This is a genomic window from Pseudomonas sp. IPO3749 (assembly GCF_013386605.1).
Lineage (GTDB): Bacteria > Pseudomonadota > Gammaproteobacteria > Pseudomonadales > Pseudomonadaceae > Aquipseudomonas > Aquipseudomonas azotoformans_A.
Genome location: NZ_JACARN010000001.1, coordinates 108,093 through 128,261 on the forward strand (window position 1 = coordinate 108,093; position 20,169 = coordinate 128,261).

17 protein-coding genes are annotated in these 20,169 nt (G+C 60.4%); 6 read left to right on the top strand and 11 right to left on the bottom strand.

The genetic code is table 11. The features are described 5' to 3' along the window. The first annotated feature begins 115 nt into the window (after positions 1 to 115). Positions 116 to 502, top strand: a complete 387-nt coding sequence (locus tag HX812_RS00515) for a hypothetical protein (RefSeq protein ID WP_038848848.1) — start codon at positions 116 to 118, stop codon at positions 500 to 502. A gap of 51 nt (positions 503 to 553) precedes the next feature. On the opposite strand, the gene fdhA is transcribed toward HX812_RS00515, so the two are convergent. The 8 genes from fdhA to HX812_RS00555 all read right to left on the bottom strand — a co-directional run bounded on the left by fdhA (position 554) and on the right by HX812_RS00555 (position 10,134). Next, positions 554 to 1,753: a formaldehyde dehydrogenase, glutathione-independent gene (fdhA, locus tag HX812_RS00520; RefSeq protein WP_016977809.1), complete on the bottom strand. Its 1,200-nt coding sequence runs from the start codon at positions 1,751 to 1,753 to the stop codon at positions 554 to 556. A gap of 98 nt (positions 1,754 to 1,851) precedes the next feature. Next, positions 1,852 to 2,709, bottom strand: coding sequence for a formyltetrahydrofolate deformylase (purU, locus tag HX812_RS00525; protein ID WP_016977808.1), 858 nt, complete (start codon positions 2,707 to 2,709; stop codon positions 1,852 to 1,854). Between the two features lie 10 nt (positions 2,710 to 2,719). Continuing rightward, positions 2,720 to 3,352 carry a sarcosine oxidase subunit gamma gene (locus HX812_RS00530; protein WP_038848850.1) on the bottom strand — a complete coding sequence of 211 codons (633 nt, stop codon included), beginning with the start codon at positions 3,350 to 3,352 and terminating at the stop codon, positions 2,720 to 2,722. Positions 3,353 to 3,409: 57 nt separating this feature from the next. Then, positions 3,410 to 6,427 (bottom strand): sarcosine oxidase subunit alpha, encoded by a 3,018-nt coding sequence (locus tag HX812_RS00535; RefSeq protein WP_038848853.1) that lies wholly within the window; start codon positions 6,425 to 6,427, stop codon positions 3,410 to 3,412. Further along, positions 6,424 to 6,726, bottom strand: coding sequence for a sarcosine oxidase subunit delta (locus HX812_RS00540; RefSeq protein WP_010207083.1), 303 nt, complete (start codon positions 6,724 to 6,726; stop codon positions 6,424 to 6,426). The genes HX812_RS00535 and HX812_RS00540 overlap by 4 nt, the downstream gene beginning before the upstream one ends. 15 nt (positions 6,727 to 6,741) lie before the next feature. Next, positions 6,742 to 7,992: a sarcosine oxidase subunit beta gene (locus HX812_RS00545; RefSeq protein WP_010207084.1), complete on the bottom strand. Its 1,251-nt coding sequence runs from the start codon at positions 7,990 to 7,992 to the stop codon at positions 6,742 to 6,744. A 22-nt stretch (positions 7,993 to 8,014) separates the two neighbouring features. Further along, a complete protein-coding gene (gene glyA / locus HX812_RS00550; protein ID WP_033898051.1) occupies positions 8,015 to 9,268 on the bottom strand; it encodes a serine hydroxymethyltransferase in 1,254 nt (417 codons plus the stop codon). Positions 9,269 to 9,405: 137 nt separating this feature from the next. After that, entirely contained in the window at positions 9,406 to 10,134 is a 729-nt protein-coding gene (locus HX812_RS00555; RefSeq protein WP_038848856.1) for a TraX family protein, read from the bottom strand. A gap of 90 nt (positions 10,135 to 10,224) precedes the next feature. On the opposite strand from HX812_RS00555, the gene HX812_RS00560 reads away from it, so the two are divergent. Continuing rightward, entirely contained in the window at positions 10,225 to 11,265 is a 1,041-nt protein-coding gene (locus tag HX812_RS00560; RefSeq protein ID WP_010207092.1) for a low specificity L-threonine aldolase, read from the top strand. 176 nt (positions 11,266 to 11,441) lie between these two features. Then, positions 11,442 to 11,639 carry a hypothetical protein gene (locus HX812_RS00565; protein WP_038848858.1) on the top strand — a complete coding sequence of 66 codons (198 nt, stop codon included), beginning with the start codon at positions 11,442 to 11,444 and terminating at the stop codon, positions 11,637 to 11,639. Between the two features lie 58 nt (positions 11,640 to 11,697). Here the strand turns inward: HX812_RS00565 and HX812_RS00570 are convergent, their stop codons facing one another. Next, positions 11,698 to 13,515, bottom strand: coding sequence for an NAD(P)/FAD-dependent oxidoreductase (locus HX812_RS00570; protein WP_038848861.1), 1,818 nt, complete (start codon positions 13,513 to 13,515; stop codon positions 11,698 to 11,700). Between the two features lie 283 nt (positions 13,516 to 13,798). On the opposite strand from HX812_RS00570, the gene HX812_RS00575 reads away from it, so the two are divergent. Both HX812_RS00575 and HX812_RS00580 read left to right on the top strand, forming a co-directional pair. Then, positions 13,799 to 15,238, top strand: a complete 1,440-nt coding sequence (locus HX812_RS00575; RefSeq protein WP_152514742.1) for a cytosine permease — start codon at positions 13,799 to 13,801, stop codon at positions 15,236 to 15,238. After that, a complete protein-coding gene (locus HX812_RS00580) occupies positions 15,235 to 16,050 on the top strand; it encodes a nitrilase family protein (protein ID WP_038848865.1) in 816 nt (271 codons plus the stop codon). Before HX812_RS00575 ends, HX812_RS00580 begins: the two co-directional genes overlap by 4 nt. 3 nt (positions 16,051 to 16,053) lie before the next feature. Here HX812_RS00580 and gbcB read toward each other — a convergent pair whose 3' ends face one another. Continuing rightward, a complete protein-coding gene (gene gbcB / locus HX812_RS00585; protein ID WP_033898152.1) occupies positions 16,054 to 17,154 on the bottom strand; it encodes a glycine-betaine demethylase subunit GbcB in 1,101 nt (366 codons plus the stop codon). 282 nt (positions 17,155 to 17,436) lie between these two features. Here gbcB and gbcA point away from each other — a divergent pair, with 282 nt between their 5' ends. Then, entirely contained in the window at positions 17,437 to 18,732 is a 1,296-nt protein-coding gene (gene gbcA, locus HX812_RS00590; RefSeq protein ID WP_038848868.1) for a glycine-betaine demethylase subunit GbcA, read from the top strand. A gap of 662 nt (positions 18,733 to 19,394) precedes the next feature. Here gbcA and HX812_RS00595 read toward each other — a convergent pair. Further along, positions 19,395 to 20,165 (bottom strand): electron transfer flavoprotein subunit beta, encoded by a 771-nt coding sequence (locus HX812_RS00595; RefSeq protein WP_033898046.1) that lies wholly within the window; start codon positions 20,163 to 20,165, stop codon positions 19,395 to 19,397. Positions 20,166 to 20,169 lie beyond the last annotated feature (4 nt).

Below are 20,169 nucleotides of genomic sequence, written 5' to 3' on the forward strand. Positions count from 1 at the left end.
GACCCGCGGTCCAGATTATGGCGGAACGCATCCATCGACACAGCCCACCCAAGCTCGCCTTCCCATTCACATTCAACGGGGAGGCTCAGCCACACTACAAGGAGCTGTAACGATCATGATCGGATTGATACCCAATTTTTATGCTGCCTTCAGCGCACTCAACCATTTGCCATCTCGCAGCCAAGCCCAGGCTACACGGCCCCAAGCCACTGGCATCGACCAATGCCCCGCCCCCCGTGACATCCAATCCAAACCCTACACAGACCCTGACCTTCCAGCGCCCTATGGCGAGGGCTATCAATACACTGCCACCACCAACGGCAAGGCGTGGACAGGCCAAACGGCAGCCACCCAGGATGACTACCTGGCCGCGGAGTACGAGCTCAAGGCCGAGGCCATCAATGAACGCAACGGCAAGATCCATTGCGACTACGGCGGCAAACGCCTGATCAAGAACGGTGAGGTGGCCGATCCCTATCTGCGACTCACGACCCTCAAGTAACCCATAAAAAATGGCGACCTCCAGGGTCGCCATTTTTTTCAGCCTTGAACCTTACGCCGCACTGAACAGCTTGTGCGGATCGATCACAAACTTCTTCGGCACGCCCGCATCGAACTCACCGTAGCCACGTGGTGCGTCATCCAGGCTAATCACCTGCACGCCGACGATTTCGGCAATGTTGATACGGTCCCACATGATCGCCTGCATCAGCGCGCGGTTGTACTTCATCACCGGGGTCTGGCCGGTGTGGAAGCTGTGGGACTTGGCCCAGCCCAGGCCGAAGCGAATGCTCAGGCTGCCCATTTTGGCAGCGGCATCCACAGCCCCTGGATCTTCGGTGACGTACAGGCCGGGGATACCGATCTTGCCGGCCACGCGCACCACGCCCATCAGCGAGTTGAGCACGGTGGCCGGGGCTTCGGCTTTCACGCCTTCATGGCCGTGGCCACGGGCTTCGAAACCGACGGCGTCGACGGCGCAATCCACTTCCGGCTCGCCCAGCAGCGCGGCGATCTGTTCGTGCAGTGGGGTATCGGTGGACAGGTCGGCCACTTCAAAACCCTGGGCCTTGGCGTGGGCCAGGCGGATCGGGTTGACGTCGCCGATGATCACCACCGCCGCGCCCAGCAGGCGTGCAGAAGCGGCAGCAGCCAGGCCGACCGGGCCGGCGCCTGCAATGTACACGGTGCTGCCTGGGCCAACGCCCGCAGTCACGGCACCGTGGTAGCCCGTCGGGAGAATGTCCGACAGGCACGTCAGGTCGCGGATTTTCTCCATGGCCTTGTCGCGGTCCGGCAGTTTCAGCAGGTTGAAGTCTGCGTATGGCACCAGCACGTACTCGGCCTGGCCGCCGGTCCAGTCGCCCATATCGACATAGCCGTAGGCGCCACCGGCACGGGCCGGGTTGACGGTCAGGCAGACGCCGGTGTGTTGCTCTTTGCAGGAGCGGCAGCGACCGCACGCGACGTTGAAAGGAACCGAAACCAGGTCGCCGATTTTCAAGTTCTCGACGTCGCTGCCCTTCTCGATTACTTCGCCAGTGATTTCATGACCGAGCACCAGGCCGGTCTGGGCAGTGGTGCGGCCGCGCACCATGTGTTGGTCGGAGCCGCAGATGTTGGTGGAAACCACGCGCAGGATGACGCCGTGCTCAATCTTCCTGCCACGGGGGTCCTGCATTTTGGGATAGTCGATTTTCTGTACTTCGACCTTGCCGTTGCCGAGATACACGACACCACGATTACCAGACATGCTTTCACCTCGCTGTTGTTTTTATGGAACCGCGTTGCCCGTTGGGTGGGCAGCGCGTTTAAGTGCTCGGGTACAGATGCTGTTTGTTGTCTTTGCAATCAGAGCACCACAGTCCGATTGGCGTTTAGAAACACACGCCGCTCAATGTGATACCCCACCGCCCGGGCCAATGTCAGTCCTTCAATATCCCGCCCCTTGGCAATCAAGTCCTCGGGATAGTGGCTGTGATCCACCACCTCCACGCCCTGGGCAATGATCGGGCCTTCATCCAGGTCGTTGTTGATGTAATGCGCCGTGGCGCCGACCAACTTCACGCCCTTGTTGTACGCCTGGTGATACGGCTTGGCGCCCTTGAACCCCGGCAACAACGAGTGGTGAATGTTGATGGCCTTGCCATCCAGCTTGCGGCATAGCTCCGGCGACAGCACTTGCATGTAGCGCGCAAGGATCACCAGTTCCGCGCCGGTGTCTTCCACCACTTGCCACACCTGACGCTCCTGGGACGGTTTGTCATTGGGGTCGAGCGGGAAATGGTAGTAGGGAATCTGGTGCCAGTCGGCCAAGGGTTTGAGATCAGGGTGGTTGGACACCACCGCGACCACGTCCATCGACAGTTGGCCGATGCGCTGGCGATACAGCAAATCATTGAGGCAGTGATCGGCCTTGGAGACCATGATCACCACTTTTGGCCGGTAGTTCGGCGCCGTCAGCTCGAAGATCATGCCGAAGGCTTCGCCGCGCGTGGCCAGGCCATCGCGGAAACCTTGTTCGTCAAAACCGTCGGGCTGGCGAAACTCCACGCGGATAAAGAACCGGCCCGAAAGCCGGTCATCGAACGAGTGGTGCTCAGTCACGTAGCAACCCTGTTCGAACAGATAGCGGGTGACCGCGTCCACCGTGCCGAGCACGCTGGGGCAGTCGGCGGTCAAAATCCATGTATCAGGTGCGCGGCTCATGGGGCATTCCTCAGGCTTGAACACTCAGGCCGAATTCGGCAGACGCATCCTGCAACCACAACCACCAGTAATCCGAGAAGCTGCGACGGATCAGCAATTCCCAGGTGTCTTCGGCCGTGTGGCGGATCACCAGTTGCGACTTGGCGAACACCGTGCCCACCGCCTTGCCCACCGGGAAGTTGTTGGGGTGCACGTCGTAGCTGGTGGACTTCATCAGCACATCGCGCACGTTCGGGCCGCTCAGTTCAAGGATCTGCTGGCCGCCGCTGACGTTGACGATCTGGATATGCAGCTCACCCAGGGCCTCACGCAGGCTTTTCTCGGCGGCGAATTCTTCGCCGCTTGGCACGATGAGCAACCACTCGTCCGGGCCGAGCCACTGCAAGCTGGTTTCACCTTTGACGATCACGGTCAAGGCGCTCGGCAGCTCGATGCCCAGGGCCTTGTGTACGCCAGCGGCGAAGGCGGCATCATGGCCGTCGCCACGGATGGTCAGGTGGCCCAGGAGTTTCTTTTCGCGCACGGTCACGCCGGCGTTCTTGCGACCCTTGCCGACCAGGCTGGCGAGGTCGGCATGGTGCAGCGACGACTCGGCCTTGGCCCCGGTGGTTGGGCGTTGTTGGTACACATTGGCTGCTGTCATAAAGCACCTTTGAATGCTGCTTGGAATGCGGCCCCTGTGGGGCCGCAACTCGGTCCATCAGATGTTCTGCCGATCACCTTTCGGATCAAAGAACACCGAGGAAACAATCTCCGCCTCGATCACGCTGCCATCCGCCTGCGGCGAGAACACCCGCTCACCAATACGCTTCAAGCCGCCCTTCACTACGCCCATCGCGAACGAATAGCCCAGGGAGTTGTGCGCATAGCTTGAGGTCACGTGGCCGACCATCTTCATCGGAATCGTCTGCTTCGGATCGAACACCAACTGCGCGCCTTCCGGCAGCCACACATTCGGATCGATCGGCTTCAAGCCCACCAGTTGCTTACGCTCTTCGCGCACGCAGTCTTCACGGTTCATGCCGCGCCAGCCGATCCACGAGAACGGCTTGGTACGACCGACGCACCAGCCCATGTTCAGGTCGTCCGGGGTCATCGAGCCGTCAGTGTCCTGGCCGACGATGATGAAGCCCTTCTCCGCCCGCAGTACGTGCATGGTTTCGGTGCCGTACGGGGTCAGGTTGTACTTCTTGCCCGCGTCGACGATTTTTTCCAGCACGCCCATGGCGTAGTCGGCCTGCACGTTGACTTCGTACGACAGTTCACCGGTAAACGAAATCCGGAACACCCGCGCCGGTACGCCGCCGACCAAGCCTTCCTTCCAGGTCATGAACGGGAAGCCGTCCTTGTCCAGGTCGATATCGGTGACTTCCGCCAACAACTTGCGGCTGTTGGGGCCGGACAGGGTCATGGTGGCCCAGTGGTCGGTGACCGAGGTGAAGTACACCTTGAGGTCTGGCCACTCGGTCTGTTGGTAGATTTCCAGCCACTGCAGCACGCGGGCCGCGCCGCCGGTGGTGGTGGTCATCAGGAAGTGGTTGTCAGCGAGGCAGGCGGTGACGCCGTCGTCGAAGACCATGCCGTCTTCCTTGCACATCAGGCCGTAGCGCGCCTTGCCCACGTCGAGCTTGGTCCAGGCGTTGGAGTAGATGCGGTTGAGGAATTCGCGTGCGTCCGGGCCCTGGATGTCGATCTTGCCGAGGGTGGATGCATCCAGCAGGCCGACGCTGTCGCGCACGGCCAGGCATTCGCGTTTTACCGCCGCATGCAGGTCTTCACCATTGCGAGGGAAGTACCACGGGCGTTTCCACTGGCCGACGTCTTCAAACTCGGCGCCGTTCTTCACGTGCCAGGCTTGCAGCGCGGTGTAGCGCACCGGCTCGAAGATGTGCCCACAGTGACGGCCGGCTACCGCGCCGAAAGTCACCGGCGTGTAGTTCGGGCGGAACATGGTGGTGCCCATCTGCGGGATGGTCACATTCAACGAACGGGCGGCAATCGCCAGGCCGTTGACGTTACCCAGCTTGCCCTGGTCGGTGCCGAAGCCCAGCGCGGTGTAGCGTTTGACGTGCTCGACCGACTCGAAACCCTCGCGGGTCGCCAGTTCGATGGCGGCGGCGGTCACGTCGTTTTGCAGGTCGACGAATTGCTTCGGTGCGCGTGCGGTTGGTTTGTCATGCGGTACTTGGTAGACAGCCAGTGTCGGCTCTTCCAAGCGGCTCAGGGCTTTCGGCAAGGTGCCTTCGACTGGCGCAAAACCGGCTTCGCTGGCTGCACGCACGCCGCCTTCAAAACCGTCCGCCAGAGAATCACCAAGACCGTAGACGCCATTGATGCCGCCCACGCACACACGTTTCTGCGGTGCTTCGCCCGGAACAAAACCGAGGATGTCTTCACGCCAGGTCGGCTTGCCGCCCAGGTGCGAAGCCAGGTGGACCACCGGGCTGTAACCGCCGGAGCTGGCCACCAGGTCGCAGTCCAGCCACTCGCCAGGGCTGGTGACTTTATGTGCTTTCACATCGATCGCAGCGACGCGAGCAGCGGTGACGCGCTTGGTGCCACGGGCTTCGACCACGGCACTGCCGGTGAGGATGCGAATGCCTTTGGCGCGGGCTTCTTCCACCAGCGCGCCTCGTGGGTTGTGGCGCACATCGGCCACGGCCACCACTTGCAGACCAGCGTCGAGCCAGTCCAGCGCAACACGGTAGGCGTGATCGTTGTTGGTCGACAGCACCAATTTCTTGCCCGGTGCCACGCCGTAGCGACGCACGTAGGTCGAAACCGCACCGGCCAGCATGTTGCCCGGCACGTCGTTGTTGCCGTAGACCAGCGGGCGCTCGCACGCACCGGTCGCCAGCACTACACGCTTGGCGCGCACACGGTGGATACGCTGGCGCACCACGCCAATCGGCGCACGGTCACCCAGGTGGTCGGTGAGGCGTTCGTGAATGGTCAGGAAGTTATGGTCGTGGTAGCCGTTGACGGTGGCGCGGGGCAACAGCACCACGTCCGGCAGGGCTTTCAGTTCAGCAATGACGCTGGCGACCCATTCCGCGGCGGGCTTGCCGTCGAGGCTTTCACGGGAATCGAGCAGCGAGCCGCCGAACTCTTCCTGCTCATCGGCAATGATCACGCGGGCACCGCTGCGTGCGGCGGCCAGTGCGGCAGCCAAACCGGCAGGGCCCGCGCCGACGACCAGCACGTCGCAGTGACGGTTGAAGTTGTCGTAGGTGTCCGGATCGTTCTCGGTCGGCGAGCGGCCAAGGCCAGCGGCCTTACGGATGTACTTCTCGTACGTCATCCAGAACGATTGCGGGTACATGAAGGTTTTGTAGTAGAAACCCGGCGGCATCAGCTTGCCGCCAACCTTGCCGAGAATGCCCATCACGTCATTGTTGACGTTCGGCCAGCCGTTGGTGCTGGTGGCGACCAAACCTTGGTACAGCGCCTGTTGCGTGGCGCGCACGTTAGGAATCTGGGTGGCTTCGGTGGCGCCGATCTGCAGCACCGCGTTCGGCTCTTCAGCGCCCGCAGCGAAAATGCCGCGAGGGCGCGAATACTTGAAGCTGCGGCCAATGATATCGACGCCGTTGGCCAACAGGGCGGCGGCGAGGGTGTCGCCTTCAAAGCCCTTGTAGGTCTGGCCGTTGAAGGTAAACGTGAGGACTTTGTTACGGTCGATCCGGCCACCGTTGGACAGGCGATTGGTCTGGCTCATACCTTCTCTCCAGAGGCCTTGGCGGTGAATTGTGGCTTCTCACCGATCTTGTAGGTTTCAAGAATTTCGTAGGTCAGGGTGTCGCGGGTCGCGTTGAAGTACTGGCGGCAACCGGCGGCGTGGATCCACAGTTCGTGGTGCAGACCACGGGGGTTGTCGCGGAAGAACATGTAGTCGCCCCACTCTTCATCGGTGCAGGCATTCGGGTCCAGCGGGCGCGGGATGTGCGCTTGGCCGGACGCGTGAAATTCCTCTTCGGAGCGCAGTTCGCCACAGTGAGGACAGAAGATATGCAACATAGGAAATTTCTCCTGTTAGTGGGCGACGGCCGCAGCGCCGTGTTCGTCGATCAACGCACCGTTGTGGAAACGGTCGATGGAGAAAGGTGCCGCCAACGGGTGCATTTCACCCTTGGCCAGGCTGGCGGCAAACACGTTGCCTGAGCCCGGCGTGGCCTTGAAGCCACCGGTGCCCCAGCCGCAGTTGAAGAACATGTTCGGCACCGGGGTCTTGGAGATGATCGGGCACGCATCCGGCGTGGTGTCGACGATGCCGCCCCACTGGCGGTTCATGCGCACGCGCGACAGCACCGGGAACATCTCGACGATGGCCTGGATGGTGTGTTCGATCACCGGGTACGAGCCGCGCTGGCCGTAGCCGTTGTAGCCGTCGATACCGGCGCCGATCACCAGGTCGCCCTTGTCGGACTGGCTGATGTAGCCGTGCACGGCGTTGGACATGATCACGCTGTCGATAATCGGCTTGATCGGCTCCGACACCAACGCTTGCAGCGGGTGGGATTCGATCGGCAGGCGGAACCCGGCCAGCGAGGCCATGTGCCCGGAGTTACCGGCGGTGACCACACCGACGCGCTTGGCGCCGATAAAGCCTTTGTTGGTTTCCACACCGATGCACACACCGTTTTCCTTGCGAAAGCCGATCACTTCGGTCTGCTGGATCAAGTCCACGCCCAGTGCGTCGGCGGCGCGGGCAAAACCCCAGGCCACGGCATCGTGACGGGCCACGCCGCCGCGACGTTGCACGGTGGCGCCGAGTACCGGGTAGCGGGTGTTTTTCGAGCAGTCGAGGTACGGAATCTCGTCGGCCACTTGTTTGGCGTTGAGCAGTTCGCCGTCCACGCCATTGAGGCGGTTGGCGCTGACGCGGCGCTCGGAATCACGGATGTCTTGCAGGGTGTGGCACAGGTTGTAGACACCACGCTGGGAGAACATCACGTTGTAGTTCAGGTCCTGGGACAGGCCTTCCCACAGTTTCATCGCGTGTTCGTACAGGTGCGCCGACTCGTCCCACAGGTAATTGGAACGCACGATGGTGGTGTTGCGCGCGGTGTTGCCGCCGCCCAGCCAGCCTTTCTCGACCACGGCCACGTTGGTGATGCCGTGTTCCTTGGCCAGGTAGTAGGCGGTCGCCAGACCATGCCCGCCGCCGCCGACGATGACCACGTCGTAGACCTTTTTAGGGGTCGGCGTGCGCCACATTTTCTGCCAGTTTTCGTGGTGGCTGAGTGAGTGCTTGAAGAGGCCGAAGCCCGAGTAGCGTTGCATAGTCATTACTCCAAAACCGCGCTCAGCGATAAACCGGGAAATCAGCGCACAGGGCAGACACGTGCTTGGCCACGTTGGCCTCGACATCGGCGTCGCCGAGGTTGTCGAGGATGTCGCAGATCCAGCCGGCCAGTTCGATGCACTGCGGCACTTTGAAACCACGCGTGGTCACCGCCGGGGTGCCGATGCGCAGGCCCGAGGTCACGAAGGGCGACTGCGGGTCATTCGGCACGGCGTTCTTGTTGACGGTGATGTGGGCGCGACCGAGGGCGGCGTCCGCCTCTTTGCCGGTGAGGCCCTGACGGATCAGGCTGACCAGGAACAGGTGGTTATCGGTACCGCCGGACACCACGTCATACCCGCGCTTGATGAACACCTCGGCCATGGCCTGGGCGTTGTCGATCACTTGTTGCTGATAAGCCTTGAAGCCTGGCTCCAGCGCTTCCTTGAAGCACACGGCCTTGCCGGCGATGACGTGCATCAGCGGGCCGCCCTGGGCGCCAGGGAATACGGCGGCGTTGAGTTTCTTTTCGATTTCTTCGTTGGACTTGGCCAGGATCAGACCGCCCCGTGGACCGCGCAGGGTCTTGTGGGTGGTGGTGGTGACCACATCGGCGTACGGCAGCGGGTTCGGGTACAGGCCAGCGGCAACCAGGCCGGCGACGTGGGCCATGTCGACGAACAACAGCGCGCCCACTTTGTCGGCGATCTGACGGAAACGTGGGAAATCCAGAGTCTTGGAGTAGGCAGAGAAACCGGCCACAACCATTTTCGGCTTGTGCTCGACGGCCAAGCGCTCGACTTCGTCGTAGTCGATCAGGCCGGTGTCAGTGTTGATACCGTACTGCACCGCGTTGTAAAGCTTGCCCGAGGAAGACACTTTGGCGCCGTGGGTCAGGTGACCGCCATGGGCCAGGCTCATGCCCAGGATGGTGTCGCCCGCATTGATCAGAGCCAGGTACACCGCGCTGTTGGCGGACGAACCGGAGTGCGGCTGTACGTTGGCGTAATCGGCACCGAACAGTTGCTTGGCGCGCTCGATGGCCAGGGCTTCAACTTTATCCACGTGCTCGCAGCCACCGTAGTAGCGCTTGCCTGGGTAGCCTTCGGCGTATTTGTTGGTGAGGCCGCTGCCTTGGGCTTCCATCACGCGTTTGCTGGTGTAGTTCTCTGACGCGATCAGCTCGATATGATCTTCCTGGCGTTGCTCCTCGGCATTCATGGCCGCCAGCAGTGCGTCGTCATATCCCTGGATCTGGTCTTGTTTGCTGAACATCGCGTCTCTCCCAGCCTTTCGTATTGTTGAGGCCCGTGCAGGGCCCTTTGATGCGATGGTAGGGCTGGCGTCAGCAGGTCAAATGCCTACGCACGCCACGCAAAGGTGCGTTTACGACATGGAATGAATTCAGCGACTCAGGCAAGGCTGTGGCGCAAAGCCAGCAGTAGCAGGAAATGCGCGGGATAGAGGGCATACGCCCAGCGGCGCATGGCCGGTGGCGAGGCGTTTTGAGCGTGTCGCAAGAGGACCAGGCCAAGCATTGGCGCAATCAGGCAAGCGGCGAATCCGACCAACGCTACGGGGGTGCCGCTATTGAGCAGAACCTGCCATTGATTGGCCGCCACACAGATCAAGCCCGGCAATACGCTCAAATACCAGGGGCGACGGAATACCAGCAGCGTCGCCAGTGGCAGTAATACGCCGAAAAAACCGAACATCAGCTGCGCGGAAAACACCGCCGCGATCATGAGGGCAATCAACGCCAATCCTCGATCAAAAAGCGCCTTCTGCTGCCATCCTCGGGCAACCAGCAGGCCCAGCGCCAAGGTCGGCAACACGTTCAACGTATCGGCGTCCTCGATAAACAGTCGGTACGGCACTTCGCTGATCACGCTGAACAGTAACAGCCAGCCCAGGTAGCGCCATTGGCCGGTCACGGGCGCACTCCTGACCCGGTGCAGGTTCGCCGCAATCGCCAGGCAAAACCACGGGAACGCCAGGCGCCCCGGCACATACAGGCCGTCCAGGCTCAAACCGACATAGCGCAGGTGATCGAGCACCATGCTCAACAGCGCCAGCCACTTGAGCAGATCCAAAGCGCCATCACGGACACGTCCGACAGGCAGGGTTCCAGTACCGTGCATAATTCCCCAGTGACTTTGCATTTACAGTGCGTGCGCACTCGCGACAATCTTGGTTACAGTGCGCACCAACATCGACCACAGGAATGGGCCATGACCGACAAGAGCCAACAATTCGCCAGTGACAACTATTCGGGCATCTGTCCGGAAGCCTGGGCCGCCATGGAACAAGCCAACCAGGGCCATCAACGCGCCTACGGCGATGATGAATGGACCCACCGCGCCGCCGACGGTTTCCGCAACCTGTTCGAAACCGACTGCGAAGTGTTCTTCGCCTTCAACGGCACTGCTGCCAACTCCCTGGCGTTGTCTTCGCTGTGCCAGAGCTACCATAGCGTGATTTGCTCGGAAACCGCCCACGTCGAAACCGACGAATGCGGCGCGCCGGAGTTTTTCTCCAACGGCTCCAAGCTGCTCACCGCTCGCACCGAAAACGGCAAGCTGACCCCGGAGTCGATCCGCGAGATCGCCCTCAAGCGCCAGGACATCCACTACCCCAAGCCGCGCGTGGTCACCCTGACCCAGGCCACCGAAGTCGGCAGCGTGTACACCCCGGATGAAATCCGCGCCATCAGCGCCACCTGCAAAGAGTTGGGCCTGAACCTGCACATGGACGGCGCGCGCTTCTCCAACGCCTGCGCATTCCTCGGCTGCTCACCGGCGGACCTGACCTGGAAAGCCGGGGTGGACGTGCTGTGCTTTGGCGGCACCAAGAACGGCATGGCCGTGGGCGAAGCGATCCTGTTCTTCAACCACAAGTTGGCTGAAGACTTCGACTACCGCTGCAAACAGGCCGGCCAGTTGGCGTCGAAGATGCGCTTCCTGTCCGCCCCATGGGTAGGCCTGCTGGAAAACGACGCCTGGCTCAAACACGCCCGTCACGCCAACCACTGCGCGCAACTGCTGAGCAGCCTGGTGGCAGATATTCCTGGCGTGGAGTTGATGTTCCCGGTGCAGGCCAACGGCGTGTTCCTGCAACTCTCGGAACCGGCGATTGCCGCGTTGACCGCCAAGGGCTGGCGTTTCTACACCTTTATCGGCAAAGGCGGCGCACGCTTCATGTGTGCGTGGGATACCGAGGAAGAACGTGTAAGAGAATTGGCGGCGGATATTCGGAAAGTGATGGAAGCCTGAAACCACGGGGCTTTCAGCGCTTTTTCAGAGACTGTTTGTACGTATTTCTGACAGTATCTATCTACCCCCTGCCTTGGATAGGATCTTGTCACCCCGAACAAACGGACGCGTCACTTCGGGGCTGACTGCCTGCCGAATAGTCGGCTGGAAAAGGAAATCCTATCGAGGGCAACATCATGGAAATTCAATGCTACACCACTGATTCGCAACTGCGCGCCGACGTCAACGCCACGCTCGTCGGCCTGGACGATCTGAGGAAGCTGGCGAACGTCGGCGACACCATCATCGAGCCATCCAGAACCTTTACCGTTACTGGAAAAGAGTTTGAAATGACAGCGTCCGGCGGGTACCTCATCAACCTTTTCGTCCGCTAACCCCTAAGGCCCGCGTCGCAGACTCATGACCTGCGACGCGGGACTCAGGTGATGGCTCTTACAACGCCTTCGGCTGAAGCACTTGCCAATCATCAATGGGGCCGCGGTTGTTGGGATAGGTCCCACCGTTGAATTTCACCGCCAGCTTATTTACGGCGTTCAAGGCTGTCGTCACCGCTCCTTCCGCCCAGCCTCCCGTAAACGAAACGTCGTCACCCGCCAGAATGAACCCATCGGGATTAGGCCCCTTCACGCCATTCATGAACTGGGAAAACAGCAAGCGCTGGTACTCGTACTGTCCCGGCAGATTCATTTTGAACGCGCACAGGAAAAACGGCTGCTCCTCCCAATTGATTTCGACAAAGGGGTTGGTCATGCCGAATTCAGCCGCCAGGTTCAACCGATGAGGCGCATACACGCTGTCCAGCAAGCTCGTGCACACCTGCACATGGGACTGCAGCGCCGTACTGCGATCCCCCAGGAACTTGAGGCTGTCGTCATTCCAGGTGTAAGACAAAAACATACCGCTCCCCCTGTATGGCCCAGGGCTTTGGCTGTAGTCCAGCAGGTAGGTACCACGGGTGATGCGATCCGACAGGGTCACGCTCATCTTGTGTTGGAAATCTGCTTCCACATCGGTCCAGAACGGCCGTTTCGTCTGCGCGAAGATTTTTGCGGATTGCATGTAGTGGGTGTACATCACCGCTTCCCATTCCTTTGCGGATAACAGGTCGTTCATTTGATTGAAGCGGGCGGCACCATCCATGTAGCGGAATTTGTCGAGGATCCGCTTGTGAGGGGTGTAGACCACGGCAGGAAAGGTGTATTGACGATTTTCTCCCCGATTATGGTCATACACCCATACGTCGAACTCGCCATCCGGGCGACGTATGATCTGCCGCACCTCCTGCTTGAAAGGCAGGGCAATGACTTGGGTCGTCAGGTCTTGGACAGTGGTGCCCGCAGGCCAATGCGCCATGGCGTCACCGAAGGTATCCGGGGCGCGGCTCCATAACCGCGCTGGCAACTCGCTGGAACCGTCGAACATCAACTTATGGTTGGTATCCAGCCCGGTATACAGCACTCGCAACACTTCCAGGAAGCAATTGGGATAGTCGGTGTTCCAGCCGCCGGTGCCGAAACCGATCTGGCCGAACAGATCGATGTCTTCGCGGCTCCAACCCGCCTGCTCGACCATCGCGGCAAAAAAACTGAGGTTGTCCCAACCCGCATCCAGAATGGCATTCCACAAAGTCTTGATCTTGGCCTGATCAATGCTGCCCTCGGACATTGCCGTTTCCATTTCGGTGAACTTGATCGGGTCCTGCTCAAGGAACTCCTCAAACAACAGCCGCTCAATCTCAGCGTATTCCGGCGGCAGGTTATTGCCTTCGTAATAGGTCTGTGTTTGCTGGTAGTCGACCACCGTACTGGGGGTCGCAGCCGAGCCTGGGTTAGGGAAATCCGCCGAGTTGGCCGTCATGCCGACCTTCTCGAAATAGTGCATCAACGCCTTGCCTGAAATAGGAAAGCGCATCGCCCCCATTTCACAGATCACACTGTCAGCGGGATCCAGCGGATCACCCGCCACGTAGGAATACAGCCGCCCGCCGATACGATCACTGGCCTCCACCACCACTGGGTGCAACCCCATGCGCATGGCTTCATAGGCCGCCACCATTCCCGCAACGCCTGCACCGACGATCAACACCTCGCTGCCATGCGCCAGGCTGGAAACCTGCGCCAACGGCGTGTCGTTACTGACGGCGGTATCAAGGAACCGGCGGTAGTGAAAAGGAAAGTCGGGAGGCAGTGCAGTGACATCGTTGGCAAGCAAGCGCGCAGCGCCTTTACTGCGGGAGGGAATAGCAGACATGGCAATCATCCTTGGTATGTAAACAGGACGTCCACCTACTGCTTCACTGCGAAGGGCGACTACGACGAATGTGTTCATCAGCGTAGTCACTCGTAGGAAATATCTCTATATCCCTTGGAAATAAAAAGTGCATCAGTAAGGCAAACCTTATTCCAGAGGGTTTTGCGCACTCAGTTCAGAGATTCATAAAGTGATTATTTGAGAATGCCGATTCAATTGTTTTTTTGCTTACAAGACTCTGCACAGCTCACTCAATAAAAAACAGACCGTGATACCTATGAACATGCCCTCTGACCGATCGGCTGCTCCCCCTTCCAGCACGCTGAAAATCGAAACCCGCTCCATCGACTACGTGCCGCGCAATGAACGCCACGGCAAGGTCTGGCATCAGGCGCCGTTCTGGTTCACCGGTAACTTCGTACTCACCACCATGGTCACCGGGTTTACCGGCGCCGCCTTGGGGCTAAGCCTGGTGTACGCGATCCTGGCGATCGTGATCGGCGTATGTCTGGGCACCTTTGCCATGGCGTTCCACGCCAACCAGGGGCCGCGCATGGGCTTGCCACAGATGATCCAGTCGCGCGCCCAGTTCGGCCTGCGGGGTGCCATCGTGCCGTTTATCGCGGTGGTTTTCGTGTACATCGGCTTCAACGTGTTCAACGTGATCCTGGCCACCGACGCCATCAATACCGTGCTGCCCGGCGACCGCGCACCCTGGTATGCGTTGATGATCATCCTCGCGGTGGTGATCGCAGTCATTGGCCACGACCTGCTGCACACCGTGCAACGCTGGCTGACCTACGTGATGATCAGCGTGTTCGCGGTCCTGACCGTCGCGGCCTTGCTGCATCTGCAAGCCGATTCAGCCGTGGCCGACGCACATTTTTCCTGGTCGGCCTTCCTGATCCAATTGTCAGCCGCTGCGGGCTACCAGATCAGCTACGCCGTGTATGTCTCGGATTACTCACGCTACCTGCCCCACAACACCCCGTCGCGCAGTGTCATCCTCTGGACCTACCTGGGGGCCGCCGGCTCGGCGCTGTGGTTGATGTCGCTGGGAGCATTCCTCGCCTCGGCGCTGCCCTCGCCCGACGCCATTGGCAGTGTGCAGGCTGTGGGCAACCAACTGCTGCCCGGCTTTGGCACCTTTACCGTACTGATTGCAGTGCCGGCGCTGGTCGGCATCATGGCCGTCAACTGCTATGGCGCGATGCTCACCGGGATCAGTGCCATTGACGGCTTTGTCCCGATCAAACCCAGGATCAAGAGCCGCATCGTCGGGATCAGCCTGGTGGCCGCAATCATTTTCGTGATTGCCTTGAGCATCCCTGAGAGCTACCTGAGCAGCTTCAACACCTTCGTGCTCTTGATGCTGTATTTCCTGGTGCCCTGGACGGCCGTCAACCTCGCGGACTTCTACGTCGTGCGACAAGGACGCTACGCCATCAGTGACATTTTCAATCCCGCCGGCATCTATGGTCGCTGGTCGAGTGCTGGGTTGGTTGCGTATTTCCTCGGCCTGGCGGCAATGATTCCGTTTATGTCGCTGGGTTTTTATCAAGGCCCGATCAGTGTGATGCTGGACGGCGCCGATATTGCGTTCGTCGTAGGCCTGCTGGTCTCGGCAGTGATTTACTGCGTGATGAGCCGCCGACTCGACCACGCCGCCGAGTCGCGGGCCATGCAAGCGAGTGAGCGGGTATTGGAAGGAGACCTGTCGTGACACAGCTGCGCGTCGTTTGCCATCAACTGGCGCCGCATATCGGCGATACCGAGTACAACCGGGCGCTGACCGAGCACGCGATCCGTGGAGCGGCCAGCCTCAAGGCCCAGCTGATTGTCCTGCCGGAACTGATCCAGAGTGGCTACGCGTTCACCGACCGCGAGGAAGCCCACACGGCCTCCGAAACCCTCGACGGCCCGACCCTGAGCCTGTGGAAAAACCTGGCGCGAGAACTTGGGATCATCGTCGTTGCAGGGTTTTGCGAGCGCTTGAGTGGGGGACGTGTCGCCAACAGTGCGGCGCTGATCGAACCCTCCGGACGGTTGACCGTGTATCGCAAGGCACACCTGTGGGACCGCGAGAAACTGATCTTCACTCCCGGTGATGCGCCGCCTCCGGTGGTCGACACCGCCGTCGGACGGATCGGCATGATGATCTGCTATGACCTTGAACTACCCGAATGGGTGCGCCTACCGGCACTGGCACAAGCGGAGCTGCTTTGCGTTCCGGTGAACTGGCCGGACGGTCCGCGCCCTGTGGGTGAGCGGCCGGCTGAGATCGTAAGGATCCAGGCCAACGCGGCGGTCAACCGCATGTTCATCGCGGCGTGCGATCGCCATGGCGAAGAACGCGGCGTCAACTGGGTGGGCGGCTCGGTCATTGTCGACGCAGATGGCTACCCAGTGGCCGGGGCAGCCTCACATCAAGAGGAACAGCAACTGGTAGCGGACCTGCCCCTGGAACAGGCCCGAAACAAGTCAATCAGCGCCCACAACCACGTTCATCAGGATCGGCGGCCTGGTTTGTACTGAGCATCAGAACTCAATACGCACATCACCCTTCGGCACACTGCAGCACGACAGGATGTAGCCTTCGGCTTCATCTTCTTCAGTGATGCCGCCGTTGTGCTCCATCTCCACCTCGCCGCCCAGCTTCATCACCTTGCAGGTGCCGCAGATGCCCATGCCGCAGGCTTTCGGGATCAACAGGCCAAGCTTGGCGGCCGCGGCATGCACGGTTTCCCCAGGTGCGACGCGAATGCTTTTGCCCGACGCAATGAACTCCACCTGGTGCAGATCCGCCAGGTCGATTTCCGGCGCGTCGGCGGCTTGTTCGGCTTGTTCGACCGCATCCGCACGGGCTTCTGGCGGTGTAGCACCGAAGGATTCCTCGTGATAGCGCGTCATATCGAAACCCGCCACTTCCAGCAGGCGCTTCACCGCGTTCATGTACGGCGTCGGGCCGCAGCAGAACACTTCGCGCTCGAGGAAGTCGGGCACCATCAGTTCGAGCATCTTGTGGTTCAGGTAACCGCGATACCCCGCCCAAGGCTCGCCCAGGCCGTGTTTCTCGCAGATCAGGTGCAGGCTGAAGTTGTCGATGCGCGACGCCATGTGCTCCAGCTCGCGGTGGTAGATGATGTCCTTGGGCGAACGGGCGCTGTGGATAAACGTCATGTCGACGTTGGCGTTGGTGTCGTAGAACCAGCGGGCCATGGACATGACTGGCGTGATGCCCACGCCGCCGCTGAGGTACAGCACTTTCGGGCTCGGGAAGTCGATGGCGTTGAACAAGCCCACCGGCCCGTGCACCGCCAACTCTTGCCCTTCATGAAGGGTGTCGTGCAGCCAGTTGGACACCTTGCCGCCCGGCACACGTTTGATGGTCACCGAGAAGCTGTAGGGCACCGACGGCGAACTGGAAATGGTGTAGGAGCGCATGATCGGCTGGCCTTCGATTTCCAGCTCCAGGGTGACGAATTGCCCCGGTTTGAAAAAGAACAGGATCGGCTGGTCGGCCATGAAACAGAAGGTGCGCACGTCCCAGGTTTCCTGGATGACTTTGACGCAACGGACAATGTGCCGACCATTGGCCCAGGTCTGGGTGGTTACCGGATTCAGGAAATTATTGGACATGTTGTTCTCCACCGCCGACATCGGCCTTATGGTGGCGATTCTGCGTAACGCCAGAACCACCCATTTACCTATCTGCGACATTCACATACTTATCGCGACCAGCCCCCAACGACCTAGGGTTGCGCGTCGGGAACAGATTGGGCCATGTCGCCCATGGATAAGGTTCGGCGCATCGGCGGCCCCACACTCGCTCCCAACACAGACGCTTTCTTTACGCCTTGCAAAGCACCAACCGTAGCCACTATTCGCCGGCCACACAGAATGGCCATGAGGACACACACGATGGACGTCACCGCAACCTTAAGCTTGGGCGATCCGCTGGAACCCGCACGCAAGGCCACCGCGCAAATGCTGCAAGAGCGCGAGCGCACTTTCTCGCTGCCGCAGCCGTTCTACTCTGATGAGCGGTTGTTTGATATCGACATGCAAGAGATCTTCCAGAAAGAGTGGTTGATCGCCGGCATGACCTGCGAGATCCCGGCCAAGGGCAACTACCTGACCCTGCAAATCGGCAAGAACCCGATCATCGTGATCCGCGGCGCCGAAGGCGTGGTGCACGCGTTCCACAACGTGTGCCGTCACCGTGGCTCGCGCTTGTGCACCAGCGACAAAGGCAAGGTCGCCAAACTGGTCTGCCACTACCACCAGTGGACGTATGAGCTTGATGGCCGTCTGCTGTTCGCTGGCACCGAGATGGGCGCCGACTTCGACATGAAGCAGTACGGCCTCAAGCCGGTCAACGTGAAAACCGCCGGTGGCTACATCTTCATCAGCCTGGCGGAGAACCCGCCAGCCATCGATGACTTCCTGTCGACGCTGAACCATTACATGGAACCCTACGACATGGAGAACACCAAGGTGGCGATTACCACCACCTTGATGGAGAAAGCCAACTGGAAGCTGGTGCTGGAAAACAACCGCGAGTGCTACCACTGCAACGCGTCGCACCCGGAACTGCTGAAAACCCTGCTGGAGTGGGACGACGTCACCGACCCGCGCGCCGACCAGGCGTTCAAGGACCACGTGGCCGCCTCCGCCGCCGCCTGGGATGCCGAGAAAATCCCATACGCCCACGCCAGCTTTGGCCTGCGTAACCGTATCGTGCGCATGCCGCTGCTCAAGGGCACCGTGTCGATGACCCTCGACGGCAAGCAAGGCTGTGCCAAGCTCATGGGCCGCATCAAGAACCCGGACCTGGGTTCGATGCGCATCCTGCACCTGCCGCACTCCTGGAACCACTGCATGGGCGATCACATCATCGTGTTCACCGTGTGGCCAATCAGCGCCCAGGAAACCATGGTCACCACCAAATGGCTGGTGCACAAGGACGCCGTGGAAGGCGTGGACTACGACGTGGAGCGCATGCGCCAGGTGTGGGACGCCACCAACGACCAGGACCGTCGCCTGGCCGAAGAGAACCAGCGCGGCATCAACTCCACCGCCTATCAGCCTGGCCCGTACTCCAAGACCTATGAGTTCGGCGTGGTGAACTTCGTGGACTGGTACAGCGAGCGCCTGTTGAGCAACCTGGGGGCCGCTCCGGCGCCGTACCTCAAGGGCGTTGCGGTTCACGAATAACCTGTTGATCTTCGGGGGGCTGGGTTGTACAAAAAACACCCAACCCCCTGATAACCCTTGATTCCCCTGCCCTCCAGCCTTTCCCCAACAACTTATCCACAAAGCCACCCACAGCAATTGTGGGCAACTACGCTTCCTCCCTGAAATTAAATGAAGAAAATCCGTGACTTATTCAAGCCAGTCGGTTTGAACCGGCTTTGTTTATTTATTGACCAAACCAGCACAAGCCACGACGTACGTGGCCTGTAGCGGAACGCGAACACCTTATCCACAGAAGCACCAACAGACTTTGGGGGCAACTTGGAGAGTGCTGTGGAAAACCACCTCAAACCTTCACAAATCGGGGTTTACAGGGTTTTTAGTCGGTAAAAAAACCAAATCGATCACATTTTGATCAATCCGATGAAAGCCTTGATTAATAAGGGCTTCAGCCGACAGCGAACATGTTATCCACAGAAGCGCCAACAGACTATGGGGGCAAGTCGAGCCGGAGAAATGCACAGGAGCAGCGAAAAACCCAAGTAAAAACCGCAAGTTAGCTTGGTTGTTTTTCGTACAGAGGGCTGGAGGGCTTGATTCACAGGGGGTGTGGACAACCGCGAACAGGTTATCCACAGACGGGTCAACAGGGATTGTGGGTAAGCCACATTCCCTGTTCAGCTTCAGCGAACCACACCTTCCTCAACCAGCAGCTTGAGGATAGCTTCGGCGCCCGCTTCCGGGCTCAGGCCCTTGAGCACTTGCCCGCCACCACCACTGGCCTTGGCCGTGGCGGCTTTCATGCGGTCAGCACCGCTCTTGGCCTTGATCACCTTGAGGCGCTTGGGGCGTGGCTTGGCCGGTTGCAGCACGGCGCCTGTGAATAATTCGTCTTGTTCGATTTCGACTTCATGGGCCGCCAGTTCACCGCGCTGCGCCGGGCCGTACGCACTCTGCCGAGGCTTGGGCGCGGCGTTATCCACTGTCGCCAGAAACGGCAGGCGTACCTTCAGGCGTCGCCGCTGGCCGCGTGGCAAGGCTTGCAGCACATGGGCCACGCCGCCGTCGATGGACTCGACCTGCGCCAGCCCGACAATCAGCGGCCAACCCAATTGCTCGGCCAGCAGGTACGGCAGCATGCCTGAGCCTTCACCGGTTTCGGCCTGGCTGCCGGCAAGCACCACCTGGGCACCGGCGTCGCGCAGGTATTCGCTGAGCACCGGCAAGGCATCGCTGCCCGCCGGTTGCTCCAGCACATGCAACTGCGGCAACCCCATGCCCAGGTAGCTGCGCAGGGTCGGCTCAGCAATGTTACCGGCGTGCAGCACCTGCAACTTATCCCCAGCCATTTGCAGGCCCAGTTCCACTGCGCGCGCGTCTTGCTCGGCGCGGCGCGGGCGCCCGGAGGTCGGGTGGGCGCCGATGGATACCAGGCTGATAACATTCGTGTTCATGCTC